General features: G+C 68.1%; 16 protein-coding genes. 8 read left to right on the top strand and 8 right to left on the bottom strand.

Annotated features, from left to right (window positions below; all coding sequences use genetic code 11):
- Positions 1-5 precede the first annotated feature (5 nt).
- The 3 genes from xdhB to guaD are packed head-to-tail and all read left to right on the top strand — an operon-like array spanning position 6 to position 4434.
- The gene (xdhB, locus tag KHC19_RS13350) at positions 6-2336 is read left to right on the top strand and encodes a xanthine dehydrogenase molybdopterin binding subunit (protein ID WP_213352866.1); all 2331 of its coding nucleotides are present in this window, start codon (positions 6-8) and stop codon (positions 2334-2336) included.
- Positions 2333-3112, top strand: a complete 780-nt coding sequence (gene xdhC, locus KHC19_RS13345) for a xanthine dehydrogenase accessory protein XdhC (RefSeq protein WP_213352865.1) — start codon at positions 2333-2335, stop codon at positions 3110-3112. Before xdhB ends, xdhC begins: the two co-directional genes overlap by 4 nt.
- A gap of 14 nt (positions 3113-3126) precedes the next feature.
- On the top strand, positions 3127-4434 hold the full coding sequence (guaD, locus tag KHC19_RS13340; protein ID WP_213352864.1) for a guanine deaminase: 1308 nt from the start codon (positions 3127-3129) through the stop codon (positions 4432-4434).
- 76 nt (positions 4435-4510) lie between these two features.
- Here guaD and puuE read toward each other — a convergent pair whose 3' ends face one another.
- Both puuE and uraH read right to left on the bottom strand, forming a co-directional pair.
- Complete coding sequence (gene puuE, locus KHC19_RS13335; RefSeq protein WP_213352863.1) at positions 4511-5962, bottom strand: allantoinase PuuE; 1452 nt, start codon at positions 5960-5962, stop codon at positions 4511-4513.
- A 4-nt stretch (positions 5963-5966) separates the two neighbouring features.
- Complete coding sequence (gene uraH, locus KHC19_RS13330; protein ID WP_213352862.1) at positions 5967-6317, bottom strand: hydroxyisourate hydrolase; 351 nt, start codon at positions 6315-6317, stop codon at positions 5967-5969.
- Positions 6318-6571: 254 nt separating this feature from the next.
- On the opposite strand from uraH, the gene KHC19_RS13325 reads away from it, so the two are divergent.
- The 3 genes from KHC19_RS13325 to KHC19_RS13315 are packed head-to-tail and all read left to right on the top strand — an operon-like array spanning position 6572 to position 9468.
- Positions 6572-7789: a urate hydroxylase PuuD gene (locus KHC19_RS13325; RefSeq protein WP_213352861.1), complete on the top strand. Its 1218-nt coding sequence runs from the start codon at positions 6572-6574 to the stop codon at positions 7787-7789.
- Positions 7786-9033 (top strand): allantoate amidohydrolase, encoded by a 1248-nt coding sequence (locus KHC19_RS13320; protein WP_213352860.1) that lies wholly within the window; start codon positions 7786-7788, stop codon positions 9031-9033. Before KHC19_RS13325 ends, KHC19_RS13320 begins: the two co-directional genes overlap by 4 nt.
- 21 nt (positions 9034-9054) lie before the next feature.
- Positions 9055-9468, top strand: coding sequence for a DUF3830 family protein (locus KHC19_RS13315; protein ID WP_213352859.1), 414 nt, complete (start codon positions 9055-9057; stop codon positions 9466-9468).
- A gap of 80 nt (positions 9469-9548) precedes the next feature.
- On the opposite strand, the gene KHC19_RS13310 is transcribed toward KHC19_RS13315, so the two are convergent.
- The 5 genes from KHC19_RS13310 to KHC19_RS13290 all read right to left on the bottom strand — a co-directional run bounded on the left by KHC19_RS13310 (position 9549) and on the right by KHC19_RS13290 (position 13899).
- On the bottom strand, positions 9549-10550 hold the full coding sequence (locus KHC19_RS13310; protein ID WP_213352858.1) for a helix-turn-helix domain-containing protein: 1002 nt from the start codon (positions 10548-10550) through the stop codon (positions 9549-9551).
- 678 nt (positions 10551-11228) lie between these two features.
- A complete protein-coding gene (locus KHC19_RS13305; protein ID WP_213352857.1) occupies positions 11229-11579 on the bottom strand; it encodes an ethanolamine utilization protein in 351 nt (116 codons plus the stop codon).
- 162 nt (positions 11580-11741) lie between these two features.
- Complete coding sequence (locus KHC19_RS13300; protein WP_213352856.1) at positions 11742-12143, bottom strand: RidA family protein; 402 nt, start codon at positions 12141-12143, stop codon at positions 11742-11744.
- A 37-nt stretch (positions 12144-12180) separates the two neighbouring features.
- Positions 12181-13140, bottom strand: coding sequence for a quinone oxidoreductase family protein (locus KHC19_RS13295; RefSeq protein WP_213352855.1), 960 nt, complete (start codon positions 13138-13140; stop codon positions 12181-12183).
- A gap of 111 nt (positions 13141-13251) precedes the next feature.
- The gene (locus KHC19_RS13290) at positions 13252-13899 is read right to left on the bottom strand and encodes a hydrolase (protein ID WP_213352854.1); all 648 of its coding nucleotides are present in this window, start codon (positions 13897-13899) and stop codon (positions 13252-13254) included.
- A gap of 152 nt (positions 13900-14051) precedes the next feature.
- Between KHC19_RS13290 and KHC19_RS13285 the strand changes: the two genes are divergently transcribed.
- Both KHC19_RS13285 and KHC19_RS13280 read left to right on the top strand, forming a co-directional pair.
- Positions 14052-14945, top strand: a complete 894-nt coding sequence (locus KHC19_RS13285) for a LysR family transcriptional regulator (RefSeq protein WP_213352853.1) — start codon at positions 14052-14054, stop codon at positions 14943-14945.
- Positions 14946-15117: 172 nt separating this feature from the next.
- Complete coding sequence (locus KHC19_RS13280; protein ID WP_213352852.1) at positions 15118-16053, top strand: pirin family protein; 936 nt, start codon at positions 15118-15120, stop codon at positions 16051-16053.
- Between the two features lie 116 nt (positions 16054-16169).
- On the opposite strand, the gene KHC19_RS13275 is transcribed toward KHC19_RS13280, so the two are convergent.
- A partial coding sequence (locus tag KHC19_RS13275) for a LysR family transcriptional regulator (RefSeq protein ID WP_213352851.1) occupies positions 16170-16816 on the bottom strand: 647 nt, incomplete at its 5' end.

Genomic DNA, 16816 nt, shown 5'->3' with positions numbered 1-16816 from the left:
CTGGGATGAAGCACGACATCATCGAGCGCGAGACGGCCCTCGGCAGCGCGCACCAGGGCGTGGCCCATGATTCCGCCATCAAGCATGTCAGCGGCCGGGCGGATTATACCGACGACATCGCCGAGCCGGCGGGGACGCTGCATGCGGCGCTCGGCCTGTCGACGGTGGCGCATGGCCGCATCCGCAGGATGGAGCTCGACAAGGTACGGGCGGCGCCCGGCGTCGTCATGGTGCTGACGGCCACCGACCTGCACGGCCATAACGATGTCAGCCCCACCGGCAAGCATGACGACCCGATCTTCGCCGAAGACGAGGTGCTGTTCCACGGCCAGCCGGTCTTCGCCGTCATCGCCCGGACCCGGCTTCAGGCCCGCAAGGCGGCGGCGCTGGCCGAGATCGACTACGAGGCGCTGCCGCACCATCTCGATCCGCTCGCCGCGCGTGCCGCCGGCATGGATTACGTGACCGAGCCCCTGAAGCTGCGCCGCGGCGCGCCCGAAGCCGCGATGGCGTCGGCGCCGCGCCGCATCGCCGGCCGCTTCTCGATCGGCGGGCAGGACCATTTCTACCTCGAAGGACAGATCGCCCTCGCCATTCCCGGCGAGGACGACGAGATGGCGCTGTTCGTCTCGACCCAGCATCCGAGCGAGGTCCAGCACATGGTCGCCCATGCGCTCGGCATCCGCGCCCATGCGGTGGTGGTGAATGTGCGCCGCATGGGCGGGGGGTTCGGCGGCAAGGAAACCCAGATGAACCTCTTCGCCTGCATCGCCGCCATCGCGGCCCGCAGGCTCGGCTGCGCTGTCAAGCTGCGGCCCGACCGCGACGAGGACATGATCGCCACCGGCAAGCGGCACGACTTCGTGGTCGATTACGAGGTCGGCTTCGACGAGGCCGGACGGATCCGGGCGGTGACCGGCGACTGGCATGCCCGCTGCGGCTTCTCCGCCGACCTCTCGGGGCCGGTGACCGACCGGGCGCTGTTCCACGCCGACAATGCCTATTTCTACCCGGATGTGGAGCTGCGCTCGCATCCCTGGCGCACCCATACGGTCAGCAACACCGCCTTTCGCGGCTTCGGCGGGCCCCAGGGCGTGATCGTCGCCGAACGCCTCATCGAGGAAATCGCCTACGCGACCGGGCAGGACACGCTGGCGGTGCGCAAGGCGAACCTCTACTGCAATGGCCAGCTCACGCCCTATCACCAGCCGGTCGAGGACCAGATCCTGCCGCGCCTCTTCGAGGAGCTGGAGGCGAGCGCCGACTATGCCCGCCGCCGGCAGGCCGTGCTCGACCTCAACGCGAACGGTGGCGTCATCCGGCGCGGCATCGCGCTGACCCCGGTGAAGTTCGGCATCAGCTTCACCGCCACCCACTACAACCAGGCCGGCGCGCTGGTGCATGTCTATTCGGACGGCTCGGTCCATCTCAACCATGGCGGCTGCGAGATGGGCCAAGGCCTGCACACCAAGGTGGCGCAGGTCGTGGCCGAGGCGTTCCAGATCGATCTCGACCGCATCAAGATCACCAAGACCACCACCGAGAAGGTGCCGAACACCTCGGCGACCGCGGCCTCTTCCGGCACCGACCTCAACGGCATGGCCGCGCTCGATGCCTGCGCGCAGATCAAGGCGCGGCTGGTCCGCTTCCTGTGCGAGAGCCGCGATGCGACCGCGGATGAGATCGTCTTCGCCCGCAACCGGGTGCTCGTGCGCGGCGAGGCCATCGCCTTCGAGCAGGTGGTGCGCGAGGCCTATTTCGCGCGGGTGCAGCTCTCCGCCGCCGGCTTCTATGCCACGCCGAAGATCCACTGGAACCGGGCGGAGGGGCGCGGACGGCCGTTCTATTATTTCGCCTATGGCGCGGCCTGCGCCGAAGTGGCGGTCGATACCCTCACCGGCGAGTACACGGTGGAGCGCGTCGACGTGCTGCACGATGTCGGCCGCTCGCTGAACCCCGCCATCGACAAGGGGCAGGTCGAGGGCGCCTTCGTGCAGGGCGCGGGCTGGCTGACCAGCGAGGAACTCTGGTGGGACGAGGCGGGCCGGCTGCGCACGCACGCGCCCTCCACCTACAAGATCCCGCTCGCCTCCGACCGGCCGAAGATCTTCAACGTCGCGCTCGCCGAATGGTCGGTGAACCGCGAGCGCACCATCAAGCGCTCCAAGGCGGTGGGCGAGCCGCCCTTCATGCTCGGCATCTCGGTGTTCGAGGCGCTCGGCATGGCGGTCGCCTCGGTGGCGGATTATCGCGAGGCCCCGCGCCTCGATGCGCCGGCGACCCCCGAGCGGGTGCTCATGGCGGTCGAGCGGCTGAAGGGGGGGAAGGCGCCATGATCCGGGTGCGCGTCGTGCGGGCGCGCGGCTCGACCCCGCGCGAGGAAGGCGCCGAGATGTTCGTCGGCCCCGACACGGTGAGCGGCACCATCGGCGGCGGCCATCTCGAATATATGGCGATCGATCGCGCCCGGCAGATGCTGGCGCGCGGCGAGGCGACCGCGCAGATGGACGTTCCCCTCGGTCCCGCCATCGGCCAATGCTGCGGCGGCCGCGTCCGGCTGGGCCTCGACCGGGCGGCGCCCACCCCGCCCCAACCCGGGCCGCCCGTGCTCATCTTCGGCGCCGGCCATGTCGGGCGCGCGCTGGCCGGCGCGCTGCATCCGCTGCCGCTGTCCCCGCGCCTCATCGACCAGAGGGCCGACGAGCTCGCGCTTGCCGCACCCGGCATCCCCGTCACCCTGACAGCCCTGCCGGAAGCCGAGGTGCGCAGCGCGCCGCCCGGCGCCGCCTATGTCATCCTGACCCACGACCACGCGCTCGACTTCCTGCTCGCGGTCGAAGTGCTGAGGCGTCGGGACGCGGCCTATGTCGGCATGATCGGCAGCCGCACCAAGCGCGCGACCTTCCAGCGCCATGCCGCGCTGGAGGGCGTCGACACCCGGCCGCTGGTCTGCCCGGTGGGCGCCGGGTTTCCCCGTGACAAGCGGCCGGAGGTGATTGCCGCCTTCGCCTGCGCCGAGATCCTGTCGGCCCTGCTGACGCACGGAGCGGGCCCCGGCCCGGGCCTTGCCGCGCCGGCCGAGGTCCCCGCCACCATCTGCCTTTCCGATTGAGCCTTGAGCGACACATGACCAAGACCCTGCTGCGCGGCCGCATCCTCACCTTCCATGCCGATCCGGCGGAGACGGAGGACAACCATCTCTATATCGAGGACGGCGCGATCCTGATCGCCGACGGCGTGATCGAGGCGGTCGGCAGCCATGACGAGCTGCGCCGGCAGGGTCTCGCTGACGGCGCGCGCGAGATCGACCACCGGCCGCATCTCATCCTGCCGGGCTTCATCGACCCGCACATCCATTTCCCGCAGGTGCAGGTGATCGCGAGCTGGGGAACGCAGCTGCTCGACTGGCTGAACCGCTACACTTTCCCCGAGGAAGCGCGCTACGCCGACAGGGACCACGCGACCCGCATGGCGGGCGCCTTTCTCGACCAGCTCGTCGCGCATGGCACGACGACGGCCTGCGCGTTCTCCTCGGTCCACCGGGGGAGCACGGAAGCGCTGTTCGAGGCGGCGGATGCGCGCGGCATGGCGCTCATCGCGGGCAAGGTGATGATGGACCGCAACGCGCCCGAGGGCGTGCGGGACACCGCGCAGTCGGGCTATGACGATTCCAAGGCGCTGATCGCCCGCTGGCACGGCAATGGCCGGCTGCGCTTCGCCATCACCCCGCGCTTCGCCATCACCTCCACGCCGGAGCAGATGGAAGCCGCCGGCGCCCTGGCCGCCGAATATCCGGCGATGCACATCCAGAGCCATCTCAGCGAGAACCTCGCCGAGATCGACTACACGCTCCAGCTCTATCCCGCGGCGCGCGACTATCTCGATGTCTACGAGCGGTACGGCCTGCTCGGCCGGCAGTCGCTCATGGGGCACTGCATCCATCTGCGCGAGCGCGAGATCGCGCGCATGGCCGAGACCGGGACGCGGGCGATCTTCTGCCCGACCTCGAACCTGTTCCTCGGTTCCGGCCTGTTCGACGCGGATGGCCTGCGCGCCGCCGGGATCGTCTCGGGGATCGCCACCGATGTCGGCGGCGGCACCAGCTACTCGCTGCTCCAGACCCTGAACGAGGGCTACAAGGTCCTGCAGCTTCGGAGCCAGAAGCTGCACCCGCTCGCCGCCTTCCACTGGGCGACCCGGGGCAATGCCGTGGCGCTGGGGATGGAGGACCGGATCGGCTCCATCCGGCCGGGCGGGGAGGCGGACCTCGTGGTGCTCGATTCCCGTGCGACGCCCGACATGGCGCTGCGGGCCGAGCGGATCGAGACGCTGTCGGAAGAGCTGTTCCTGCTGCAGATCCTCGGCGACGATCGGGCGGTGGCCCAGACCTATGTCGCCGGCCAGCCGATGAAGCCGGCGGTCCCGGTCGGCTGAGCCGGCCCGGTCCCGAACGAAGGACGCCGCCATCCCATCGGATGGCGGCGTCTTCATGTCGGGGATGCCGACCCTCTCAGGGGAGGATGTCGCGCAGGCGCAGCAGGGCGATGCGGTCGATCTGGCCGAGCGCCGTCTCCTCCTCGGTGGCGGCGTCGTTCTGCAGCCGGCGCTCGAACGCGTCGAGAATGTCGGCCTTGGTCCTGCCTTTCACCGCCATGATGAAGGGAAAGCCGAACCGGCCGCGATAGGCGTCGTTGAGCGCGGTGAAACGGGAAAGTTCGTCCGGCGTGAGCCGGTCGAGGCCGGCGCCGGCCTGCTCGCCGGTGGATTCCGCGGTGAGTTCGCCGGCCAGCGCGAGACGGCCGGCAAGGTCCGGGTGGGCGAGGATCAGCGCCCGCTTCTGCTCGGCGGTGCCGCGCGCCGCCGCCGCCGCCATGGCGGTGGCGAGGCCCTCGGCGGTATCGGCCGGCGTGCCGAGCCCGGCCTCGTACGCGGCCTCCGCGATCCAGGGCGAATGCTCGTAGACGCCGCCGAAGCGCTCGACGAAGAGCGTCCGCGACAGCCGGCCCGGCTTCCAGCCTCCGGCCGGCGGATGACGGCGGATCCAGTGCCGGGCGATGTCGAGGCGCGTCGGCACCCAGGCCTGGTCGTGCGAACGAACATAGTCGAGAAAGCGCGCGAGCGCCGCCGCCCGGCCGGGGCGCCCGACGAGCCGGCAATGCAGGCCGACCGAGAGCATCTTCGGGGAGGCCGCGCCTTCGGCATAGAGCGTGTCGAAGCTGTCCTTCAGATAGGCGAAGAACTGGTCGCCCGAATTGAAGCCCTGCGCCGTGGCGAAGCGCATGTCGTTGGCATCGAGCGTATAGGGCACCACGAGCTGCGGCCCGCGCGGGCCTTCGAGCCAGTAGGGCAGATCGTCGGCATAGGAATCGGCGAGATAGAGGAAGCCGCCTTCCTCCATGCCGAGCCGGACGGTGTTGACCGAGGACCGGCCCTGATAGAGGCCCAGCGGGCGGGTGCCGGCGACCGCGGTGTGGATGCGCACCGCCTCGGCGATGTGGGCGGCCTCGGTTTCGGCCGGGATGGAGCGGTAGTCGATCCATTTCAGCCCGTGGGTGGCGATCTCCCACCCAGCCTCGTTCATCGCCGCCACGACTTCGGCGTTGCGCTGCATGGCGGTGGCGACGCCGTAGACGGTGACCGGCATGTCGCGCTCGGTGAACAGCCGGTGCAGCCGCCAGAAGCCGGCGCGGGAGCCATATTCGTAGATCGACTCCATGTTCATGTGCCGCTCGCCCGGCCAGGGCGCGGCACCGACGATCTCGGAAAGGAAGGCCTCGGAGGCGGCATCCCCATGCAGGACGTTGTTCTCCCCGCCCTCCTCGTAATTGATCACGAACTGCACCGCGACGCGGGCGCCGCCGGGCCAATCGGCGAAGGGCGGGGTGCGGCCATAGCCCACCATGTCGCGGGGATAGGCGGTGCCGGGCAATTTGTCGTCGGGCGATTTGTCGTCGATCGTCATCGGGTCAGCTTCCGCGATAGGTCGAATAGCTCCAGGGCGTCACCACGAGGGGGACGTGGTAATGGCCGTCCGCGTCGGTGATCGCGAAGCGCACCGGCACGACGTCGAGGAAGGGCGAGGCCTCCCGGCCCAGCGCCGCCCGGAAATAGGCGCCGACATGGAACAGGAGCTGATAGGTGCCGGCCTGCATCCTGTCACTCCCGAGCAGCGGCGCGTCGCAGCGGCCATCGCCATTGGTGCTGGCCTCGGCGATGGTCGTGAACCCGCCGGCGGCCTCACGCTGGAGCTCGATCCTTACCCCGGCGGCGGGCGTGCCGCGCGTGGTGTCGAGTACATGTGTCGTCAGTCGTCCCATGGAGCGCAATCCACCTCGCTTTGTCCTGGACCGTCAGCATAGCGCCTGAGCCGCGCGGCGTTTTCAACCGATGGCGGAAAGTCTTTCGCGCCGGACGCATGCCCGCCTGCCGGGACGTGGCGGGGGACGAGCGGTTTCCGCCGGCCCGGAGGGCGATTTTCTGAAATTGCTTGAAAGTGCTCTGCGCTTTCCGGCGCTATCGGATGGCCGGCTTTGCGCTATTCCTGCCGTGAAGTGTCGAGGGAGGTTCGGCGATGGAGAGCGTCGTCATCGAGTGGGTGTCCCTGATCACGCGCTGGACGCACATCACTGCGGGCATCGCGTGGATCGGCTCATCCTTCTATTTCATGCATCTGGACGCCGCGCTGCGCAGCTTGCCGGAGATCCCCACCGGCAAGGGCGGCGAGGCCTGGGAGGTGCATGGCGGCGGCTTCTATCAGGTCCGCAAATATCTCGTCGCGCCGGCGAAGCTGCCGGAACACCTCATCTGGCACAAATGGCAGGCCTACAGCACCTGGCTTTCCGGGATGTTCCTGCTGGGCTGGATCTATTATCTCGGCGCCGACCTCTATCTGGTCGACCCAGCGGTGCAGGCGCTAGCCCCGCTGCAGGCGGCCGGCATCGGCATCGGCTCGCTGATCGTCGGCTGGCTGGTCTATGACGGGCTGGTGCGCTCGCCGCTCGCCAAGCGGGAAATGGCGCTGGCCGCCGTGGGCTTCGCCTTCATCGTCGCCATGGCGTGGTTCTACCAGCAGGTGTTTTCCGGCCGCGGCGCGATGATCCACACCGGCGCGCTGATGGGCACGATGATGGTGGGCAACGTCTTCCTCAACATCATGCCGAACCAGCGCAAGGTCATCGCCGATCTCGTGGCGGGGCGCACGCCGAACCCGGCCTATGGGAAGCAGGCCAAGACCCGCTCGACCCACAACAACTACCTGACGCTTCCCGTCCTGTTCCTGATGCTGTCGAACCATTTCGCGCTGGTCTACACCTCGCCCTATGCCTATGTGATCGTCGGGCTGGTGCTGGTCGCGGGCGCGCTGGTGCGGGTGTTCTACAATGTCCGCCACACCGGCAGGGGCGATCCCTGGTGGACCTGGGGCGTCGCCGCCGCCTGCCTCGTCGCCGCCATCGCGATCTCCGCGCTCACCGCCCCGGCGGCGCGGGAGCAGCTCGGCCTCGATCCCCTGCCGGAGAGCGCGGCCGTCGACGCCGCGGCGCCGGCGCCGGAGGACATCGTCGGCATCGTGCAGGGCCGCTGCGCCATGTGCCATGCCGAGACGCCGGCCTGGCCGGGCATCACGGTCGCGCCGAAGGGCGTGCGGCTCGACACGCCCGAGCACATCGCGCTGTGGAAGTCGCGCATCGTGCTCTATGCCGGCGAGACCAATGCCATGCCGCCGAACAATATTTCGGAAATCACCCCGGAAGAGCGCCGCGCGCTGGTGCAGTGGGCGTCGCTGAAATGACCGCCGCCGCCACTCTTCCCGAGGCCGACGCGGCGCTGGGGGTCGAGGAGCGGCTGGTCGCCCTCGCCGCCATCAGCGACCAGCCCGGCGCGCTGACCCGGCTTTATCTCGGCCCCGCCCACCGGCGCGCCACGGAGCAGGTTGCCGCCTGGATGCGGCAGGCGGGAATGGAGGCCCGGCTCGATTCCGTCGGCAATGTCGTGGGACGCTATGCGGCCTCGAGCGCGGGCGCCCCGACGCTGATCCTCGGCTCGCATATCGATACGGTGCGCAATGCCGGGCGATTCGACGGCAATCTCGGCGTCGTCGCCGCCATCGAGGTGGTGCGCCGGCTGCACGCCGCCAAACGCCGCCTTGCCTTCGCCATCGAGGTGGTCGCGTTCGGCGACGAGGAAGGCGTGCGCTTTGCGAGCGCGCTCGGCGGCTCGCGGGCGCTGGCCGGCCGGTTCGATCCCGCGCTGCTGGAGGAGCGCGACGCGGAGGGCGTCTCGCGGCGTGCGGCATTGGCGGCCTTCGGCTGCGATCCCGACCGGATCGCCGCGGAAGCGCGCGACCCGGCGAAGGTGCTGGGCTATGTCGAGCTGCACATCGAGCAGGGGCCCGTGCTCGAAAGGGAGGGGCTCGCGGTCGCCGTGGTGACGGCGATCAACGGGGCCAATCGCGGGCGCGTCACCGTGACCGGCGAGAGCGGCCATGCGGGCACCGTGCCGATGGCGCTGCGCAGGGATGCGCTGGCGGCGAGCGCGGAGATGATGCTCGCCGTCGAGCGGCTGGGGCGCTCGGAAGCCGATCTCGTGGCGACGGTCGGCCGGCTGGAGATCGACCATGCCGCGCCGAACACCGTGCCGGGCCAGGTGTCCTTCACCCTCGACGTCCGGGCGCCGGACGACGCCGTGCGCGCCCGTGCGGTGGCGGCCATCCGCGCGGCCCTCGAGGCGATCGCCGCGACGCGGGGCGTTTCGGTCCATCTCGATATCGGCTACGAGGCACCGGCGGCCCTCTGCGACGGCGGCCTGCAACAGCGGCTCGCCGCGGCGATGGCGCGGCTGGGGCTACCGGAGCGGCGGATGCCGAGTGGCGCCGGGCATGATGCCATGGCATTTGCGGGGCACATCCCCTTCGCCATGCTGTTCGTGCGCTGCCGCGGTGGTATCAGCCACAATCCGGCGGAATATGCCGCGCCCGAGGATATCGAAACCGCCATGCGCGTGCTCGCCGACTTCATCGACCATTACGACATCTGACCCGCAATCGGAGACTGCCCCATGACCCGCGTCAAAGTGACGGCCGGCCCCTACACCTTCTTCGGTCATTTCGAGGAGACGGCGGCGCCGAAGACCGTCGCCGCCTTCCGTGCCCGCATGCCGTTCGTCAGCAAGATCATCCATGTGCGCTGGAGCGGCGAAGGCGTGTGGGTGCCGCTGGGCGATCTCGATTTCGGCGTGAGCTTCGAGAACAACACCTGCTACCCCTCGCCGGGGCATGTCGTGCTCTATCCGGGCGGCGTGTCCGAGACGGAACTGCTCATCGCCTATGGCAATGTCGCCTTCGCCTCCAAGGCCGGCCCGCTTTCGGGCAACCATTTCCTGACCCTCACCGAAGGGCTGGAGAACCTGTACACGCTTGGCCGCAAGACCCTGCTGGAAGGCCAGCAGGACATCAGCTTCGAGCTGGCCTGACACGCTCGGGCGGTCCGGGACGAAGCGGCGGCCGGCATGGACATGCCGCCCGCCGCTACCGGCGTGGAACCCTATCTGGCCTAAGGCTCGTTCGCCTTGGAGGCCGGTTCCGGATCTCGATGGATCCGGTCGCGATATTGCGACGGCGATTGATGGAAGCGTTGTCGAAACGCCCTGGAGAAGTGGCTGGGATCCTTGAAGCCGTAGGAAAATGCAACCGTCGAGACCGACCGGGCGAGGCCGTCGCCCCGGACGAGATCCGACGCGGCGCGATCCAGTCGCTGATCCCAGATGTATCGCCCCAGCGACGTGCCCTCGATCTCGAAGAGCTTCGCCAGATACCGGGACGAAAACCGCATTCGTTCCGCCACGTAGCCCGGCGTGAGCCTTGGGTCGGCCATATGCGCATCCACGAATGATTTGACCCGGTCCAGCGTTGCCCGCCTGCTTGGCGCACCGGAGCGGTGGGGGGCAGAATTCGAGAGGAACGGGACGGAGGATGCAAAGATACCGGAAAAAGAGAGGCCCAATCTTCCGAGCAGGAAAGAATCCAGCGCATCGGGCGCATTGCATATGTCGTTCGCAAAGCTGAACAACGTGCTCCCGTAAACTTTTACATCCGATAGATTGCGCGCGGTAATAATCTCCACCTCGCCTGGAGGTTGCCCGATCAAATGCCGCGGCAGGCGGATCGCGGCGACCTCGTGCGCCCCCTCTATGCGCAGCGCATAGGGCCGGTCGGTGGCGAGGGCCACGCCATCTCCGGCGCCCAGAAGGCAGGAGCGCCCGGACTGTTCGGCCATCAGGGTCCCGGAATTCACGAAGAACAAAAGAAGGGACTCGGCGCTGGAATCGAAGGCCCGATCCGGGTTGCGCATAATGGTGCACGGCCTGCATTTGATGCGCCCGAAGGTGAATTCCCCCTGAATGACGCCCTTGGCGGCGATGTCGAATGCTTCCGGCGACGGCGTCTCGATTTCGACACTCACCATCGAACGCCGGGCCATCTCCCGCCAGCAATCGAACTTGTCGCTTCCCTTGAGCCGGGTCGTGCTCACGTCAAAGCGTTCATACGTTTCCATCGATCGCCTCGGCCTGTTCGTCAGGTGAGCAGGGGCGCGCATCATAGTCGCTCCGTGGCGGCAGGCCATCTCTCCCGTCGCCCGGGCATCTGCGGCAATCCCCTGCGGCTTGCCCGAACAGGGCGGGGTGTCGCCTGGAACGTGTCGCTGCCGCGCGAAGGTGATGGCTGCAATTCCCGGTCGGCACAGGGCCGTTTCAGCACATCCTTTGGGCCCTCTCAGCCCTGGCTGCGGAAGGCCGATGTGAGCATCATCCTACCTGAAATGAGAGGCTTCTCCAGGTTCCAGAGTGTAAAGCGACAAGTCGCGAAATGACCGGAAATCGTAAAATCATAATGAGGTCCGTTCAGGAATATAAGAATGACTATGTCCAGTATGGAATTCCCAAGAAATATTACCTTCGTGATTCTTCGGATATAAGAAAAATCGCCATAAAATTTCATTGTCGAAAATGTGGACATATTACGAAGAATAAATATGGGCTGACGCTGTCGGATATCGCTGTCGGCTTTCCCTGTCCGCAGTGCAATAAGTATAGCAAGCAGATATAAGGCGCCACGCTGCGAATAGGCGAGGGGGCCCCCGCTCGCCCTGCTTTCCGCTGCGACATCCTCAAGGGCATCCTGCTGCCGGGGTCTTTCGGCACGCGCATCGTCGGACCATGACGCGCGGCACCAGCTAGGCGTGCGCGGGCCGCCAATGCGGATAGGTGACATAGGCGGTCAGCGCGCCTTCCTCATGGGTGCGGAGGGTGACGGCTTCGCCCTTGGGCATATGCACGATGTCGCCGGGGCCGGCGATGACCGTGCCGGCCTCGGTGGAGACCGCAAGCCGGCCCTCCAGAACGATCATGACGTCGTCGACCGCCATGGTCTCGGCGAGGCTCTGATGGGGGGCGTAGCGTCCATAGCCGATGGTGATCGGCCCGCCATGCCGCTCGTCGACCAGATTGCCGACGAATATATCCGCCTCCTGGCCGGGCGAGCGTTCCAGCGAGGCATCGGCGAGGCTGAATTTGCGAAGCTTCATCATTGTCTCCTTCCACGCATGCCTGCGGCCGCCATCGGGCCGCGGCGCTGGCAGCCGGGATCGACGATCTGCGTGCCGAAAGGTTCCTCGACGACATCGACATGCCCGGTCTGGGGGCGACGCGGCGGGGGAACAAGGCCGGGTCGGCGTCTCCCGCACGACTCAGGCGATGATGGCGGTCACGCGGATCTCGATGCGCATGGTCGGCAGTCCCAGCGCCTCGACGCCCGTCTGCGTCCAGATCGGCGCATGGCGCGGCATGTAGCGGCGGTAGAGACGCGCCATCGTCTCGTTGACCTCCGGGGGAAAGCCGCCGACATGGTAGGAATTGACGTGCACCACATGTTCCCAGCCCGCGCCGGCCGGTGCCAGCGTGCGCTCCACGTTGCGGAACGCCTGGGCGATCTCGTCCTCCAGCGTGTCGGGAATCCGCAGATCGTCATCCCAGCCGCCCTGGCCGGAGATCTCCACGCGATTTCCGATCCGCACCGCCTGCGAGTAGTGAAGCAGGTCGCGCAGGCGGTCCCCATAGCCTGGGGTGACGAAGAATTCCGGCTTTTCCATTCTGCCCTCTCTTCAGTGTTTCAGCCCGGACGGTACATCAGGGGATGATGACGACGCGCCCGAGGATGGAATGGCCTTCGGCATAAGCGTGGGCCTCGGCTGCGGCCGCGAGCGGAAAGGTCCTGTCCACGATCACCCGGAGCGCTCCGGTCGCCGCGCGTTCCAGCATCCGGGAAACCGTGCGGTAGACCTCCGGCTTTTCCAATTGCGTTCCCATGAAGATGCCGAAAAGCGATTGGTTCGCCTGCAGCGCCGGCCACAGGTCGATGCCGAGCTGCGACCCGCCGGCATTGCCGACGAAGACCAAGCGCCCCTCGGGACGAAGCGCCGCCAGGGAAGCTTGCAAGGTGGTTCCGACCGGGTCCACGACGAGATCCGCGCCACGGCCTTCGGTCAGGCGCATGACCGCCTCGACGACGTCGGCCGAGCGATGATCGATCGCGTGATCGAGGCCGAGCCCGACAAGGCGTTCGGCCCTCTCGGCCCCGGACACCGTTGCAAGCACGCTCGCGCCGGCCCGATGCGCGAGCTGGATGGCGGCGAGCCCGACGCCGCCGGCGCCGGCCTGAATGAGGACGGTCTCGCCACGCTTCAAACCGCCCCGCGCGAAGAGGCAGTGATGCGCGGTCCCGAAGGCGATCGGCAGGGCGGCGGCCGCGGCCATGTCGAGCCCTTCCGGCACGGGCCAGGTCCGGCTGGCGGCAACGGCGCGCAGCTCCGCATGCGACCCGGCGAGATCGAAGCTCGCCACCTTCTGGCCCGGTCGGCGATCCTGCACCTTCTCCCCGACCGCGACGATCTCGCCGGCGGCGGCATAGCCGACGACGAAGGCGGGGTGGGGGGCAGGCGTGGATGCGCGGTTGATCAGGTCGCCGCCCTCGATGGCAGCGGCCTCGACGCGGATCAGCACGCCGTCGCTCGGGCACACCGGATCGGCAACATCCGCGTAGCGCAGGACATGCGGCGGGCCGGGATGATCATAGATGGCGGCTTTCATGGCCCTCTCACGACGCCGTCACGCGCAAGGCGAGGGGGGCGAGGCTGCGCATGCGGATCGTTCGACGGGCATCGACGTCCCCGCCACACATCCCCGCCACCCCGGCCCGGATCAGCCGGCCTTCACCGGCGTGTGGAGCAGCTGCTGCTCCCACAGATAGGCGATGCCGCTGCCGCCGCCGTGCTGCACGAGCACCTCGGTCAGCTTGGCGGCCGTATCGAGCCGGGCCCAGTCGCGCTGCCATTCGCCGGCTACCGCCATCCAGGTCATCACATTCGCGCCGGCCGCGATCATGCGCTGGATGGCGATCTCATGGGATTCGACCGAAATGCCGCCGGAGGCATCGGTGACCACGGTCACGTCCCAGCCTTCGCCGAGGGCCTGGATCACCGGCATCGCGACGCACACCTCGGTCCACAGGCCGGCGATGATCAATTGCTTGCGGCCGGTCGCCTTGACCACATCCACCACCTTCGGGTCCTGCCAGGTGTTGATGAGCGTGCGGTCGATCACCTCCTGGCCCGGAAACACGTCGGTGATCTGCGGGAAGAGGAGCCCGCCCCGCTCGGCGATCACCGAGGTCAGGATGGTGGGGACGCCGAAGGCCTTGGCGGTCTTCGCAAGGGCCGCCGTATTGTTGATCACCATCTGCGGCTCGTGGCTGTTCAGGTTCGCGAGCTGGTAGGGCTGGTGGTCGATCAGAACGAGGACCGAATCTTCAGGGCGAAGCAGCGAAGCAAGGCCGTTGCGGAAGGTCATTACTGCGTCCTTTGCTGCCGCTTTGAGCGGCACTGGTTTGCGGGAGACAGGCGCCGCCGGGCGACGCGTGCCGGACGCAATTTGCCGTTCCGTTGGGTGATGAGGTAGTGCCATAGTCGGGCACGCTGTGTCGCGAAACGGGGAACGCCGACGTGGACATCGAGGATCTGCAGACATTCGTCGCCGTGGCCGATGCCGGCGGCGTCTCGGCCGCCGCCCGCCGGCTCGGCGTCTCCAAATCGATCGTCAGTCGGCGGCTCCTGCGGATCGAGGCGGAGCTCGGCGTCCAGCTTCTGGCGCGGACGACCCGCGGCGCCGCGCTCACGGAAGCGGGGATCACGTTCAGGGATCATGCGGCCCGGGCCAGCGCCGAGATCGACAGCGCCCGGGAAGCGATCCTCCCCGTCGGGGAACTGCGCGGCCGCCTGAGGGTCGCCATGCCGCTTACTTTCGGCCCGACGCACTTCGCCCCCGTGCTGGCGGAAATGGCGCGCCGGCACCCGCAGCTCCACATCCACACCTCCTACAGCGATCGTTTTGTCGATCTCATCGCGGAGGGGTTCGACTGCGCGATCCGGGGCGCCTACCTCCCGGACTCCAACCTCATCGCGAAGCGTGTCGGGCCGATCCACGGCAAGCTGGTCGCCAGCCCGGGCTATATCGACGCGCACGGCTCACCCGAGACGCTGGACGAACTCGTCGCGCACCAGGCCCTCATGCAGGGAACGGAGACCTGGCAGTTCATGGATGGCGACAGGATCGTCACCGTCCAGCCGCAGGGCAGGTTCAAGGCCGATAGCGCCACGGCGCTCGCGGCGGCGGCGGCGGCAGGTCTCGGCATCGCCTGGCTCCCCGACTGCATCACCTATGAACATGTGGCCGCCGGCGCGCTGGTGCCGATCATGACCCGCTATCCGGTGCCGCCGGGAGCCGTCTATGTTGTCCGTCCGCCGGGTCCGCATCCCACGCGGAAGGTTCGGATCCTCACCGACATGCTGATCGCGTACTTCGCAGGAAACCCCGACGTCTGGGGGCACGAGCGTTGACAGCCGCGCGGCGCGAAGCCCTGTCGAGATCGACGGCATCGCGTGCGCGTTCCACTTGGCGCGACACAGCTTGACGTATCGCGGGGCTAGCCGGGCCTATGCTGTCTCGCCAGTTTGGGCCCTTCGCATCGGCAAGGCGAAGCTCCCGGAACCCCAGGAGAGGATGAGGCGCATGAGTTGGAATCCGGCAATCGAACCGGGCTGTCCCGATGAGGTCGGCCTCGACGCGATCGAAACGCTCATCGTTCCACGCGCTCGCGATCTCGGCGGCTTCGAGGTGCGGCGCGCCTTGCCGGCGCCGAAGCGGCAGATGGTCGGGCCGTTCATCTTCTTCGATCAGGCCGGCCCGGCCGAATTCCTGACCGGACAGGGCGTCGACGTTCGCCCGCATCCGCATATCGGCCTCGGCACCGTCACCTATCTCTATCGCGGCGACTTCCATCACCGGGACAGCACCGGGGCGGACCAGATCATCCGTCCCGGCGAATTGAACTGGATGGTCGCCGGGCGCGGCGTCTCCCATTCGGAGCGCACCTCGGCCGCCGCCCGACGCGGGCCGAACAGCCTGTTCGGCATTCAGACCTGGCTGGCGCTGCCCGAGCGTGACGAGGATATGGCGCCGATCTTCGAGCATCATGGCAAGGAGGCGCTGCCGCTCATCGAGGATCGCGGCGTCTCGGTCCGGCTCATCCTCGGCAACGCCTATGGCGAGACGGCCCCCGCGACGATGTACTCGCAGACATTCTATGCCGACGTGGCGCTCGAAGCGGGAAGCCGGCTGCCGATGCCCGACGATCACGAGGACCGGGGCATCTACATCGTCGAAGGCTCGATCTCGATCGCCGGCCAGGATTTCGAGGCGGGCCGGATGATGGTCTTCCGCCCCGGCGACAGGATCACCGTCGCGGCCGGCGACGGAGGCGCGCGCCTGATGATCCTCGGCGGCGCGACCCTTTCGGGGCCTCGCTACATCTGGTGGAACTTCGTCGCGTCGTCACAGGAACGCATCGAGGCGGCCAAAGCCGAATGGCGGGCCCAGAACTGGGGCAAGGGGCGCTTCGATCTCCCGGCCGATGACCGGGACGAGCATATTCCCCTTCCGGGCTGACCGGGGCTGGCAGGTCGGTCGTCCGAACCCGCGCGCGTCAGCAGGGCGGCGACGGCACTCGCCGGCTCCGCCCTGCGACGTCCGGCTTCACGGCGCCGCGACGCTGGCGATGGAACCTAGAGCGATCCTGCGGGCGGTGCCGCTCCCCGCCCGAGCGACGCGCTGGCGACATGATGTGTCACGGTGGCGATGAAGGCCCTCAGTCGCTGGAGGCGCCTCATGTCGCGGTGATAGCCCATCCAGATATCGCGTGAAGGCGGCTCCGTCGGCAGGTCCAGCCGGCGCAGGCCCGCCATCCGATCGCCCACGACGTGCGGCAGGACGGCGATGCCGATGCCCTGGCTGCACATGCGTCCCTGCACATTCCGGTTGTTCGACCGCAGGACCGTTCGGGCATTCGGGAAGCTCTCGGTGAGCCAGGCGATATCCGGGAACTGGCCCGTCGACGTGTCGTGGGTGATGAGCCGGAAGCCGGTTCCGTCGCCATAGGCCGGCTCGGGCGAGCCTGCCGCGACATAGGCCCCGTAGGCCAGACGGACCAGCCGTCGCTGCACGATGTCGGGACTGTCGAACGGGACGATACGGAAGGCGATGTCGGCCTCCCGCTGCGCGAGGCTGAACAGGCGGGTGCCGGTCAGGATTTCGATGTCGACCCCGGGATAGGCCTTCGCGTAATCGTCGATGATCGGCGGCAGGACATAGGCCCCGAACCAGTCGGCGGACGAGATGCGCAAGGTGCCCTGAAGGTCCTGTTCCTGCCCGG

It is taken from the genome of Ancylobacter oerskovii (assembly GCF_018390555.1).
Classification (GTDB): domain Bacteria; phylum Pseudomonadota; class Alphaproteobacteria; order Rhizobiales; family Xanthobacteraceae; genus Ancylobacter; species Ancylobacter oerskovii.
The sequence above is the reverse complement of the archived record's forward strand: the minus strand, read 5'-3'. Positions and strand labels throughout refer to the sequence as shown.

What these genes read in the sequence shown, in the direction of transcription:
- KHC19_RS13300 (WP_213352856.1), bottom strand. Translation starts at nt 12,143, where the DNA reads ATGGAAAAGCCGGAATTCTTCGTCACCCCAGGCTATGGGGACCGCCTG.
- KHC19_RS13295 (WP_213352855.1), bottom strand. Translation starts at nt 13,140, where the DNA reads ATGAAAGCCGCCATCTATGATCATCCCGGCCCGCCGCATGTCCTGCGC.
- KHC19_RS13290 (WP_213352854.1), bottom strand. Translation starts at nt 13,899, where the DNA reads ATGACCTTCCGCAACGGCCTTGCTTCGCTGCTTCGCCCTGAAGATTCG.
- puuE (WP_213352863.1), bottom strand. Translation starts at nt 5,962, where the DNA reads ATGACGATCGACGACAAATCGCCCGACGACAAATTGCCCGGCACCGCC.
- xdhC (WP_213352865.1), top strand. Translation starts at nt 2,333, where the DNA reads ATGATCCGGGTGCGCGTCGTGCGGGCGCGCGGCTCGACCCCGCGCGAG.
- KHC19_RS13315 (WP_213352859.1), top strand. Translation starts at nt 9,055, where the DNA reads ATGACCCGCGTCAAAGTGACGGCCGGCCCCTACACCTTCTTCGGTCAT.
- xdhB (WP_213352866.1), top strand. Translation starts at nt 6, where the DNA reads ATGAAGCACGACATCATCGAGCGCGAGACGGCCCTCGGCAGCGCGCAC.
- KHC19_RS13280 (WP_213352852.1), top strand. Translation starts at nt 15,118, where the DNA reads ATGAGTTGGAATCCGGCAATCGAACCGGGCTGTCCCGATGAGGTCGGC.
- KHC19_RS13320 (WP_213352860.1), top strand. Translation starts at nt 7,786, where the DNA reads ATGACCGCCGCCGCCACTCTTCCCGAGGCCGACGCGGCGCTGGGGGTC.
- uraH (WP_213352862.1), bottom strand. Translation starts at nt 6,317, where the DNA reads ATGGGACGACTGACGACACATGTACTCGACACCACGCGCGGCACGCCC.
- KHC19_RS13310 (WP_213352858.1), bottom strand. Translation starts at nt 10,550, where the DNA reads ATGGAAACGTATGAACGCTTTGACGTGAGCACGACCCGGCTCAAGGGA.
- KHC19_RS13325 (WP_213352861.1), top strand. Translation starts at nt 6,572, where the DNA reads ATGGAGAGCGTCGTCATCGAGTGGGTGTCCCTGATCACGCGCTGGACG.
- guaD (WP_213352864.1), top strand. Translation starts at nt 3,127, where the DNA reads ATGACCAAGACCCTGCTGCGCGGCCGCATCCTCACCTTCCATGCCGAT.
- KHC19_RS13305 (WP_213352857.1), bottom strand. Translation starts at nt 11,579, where the DNA reads ATGAAGCTTCGCAAATTCAGCCTCGCCGATGCCTCGCTGGAACGCTCG.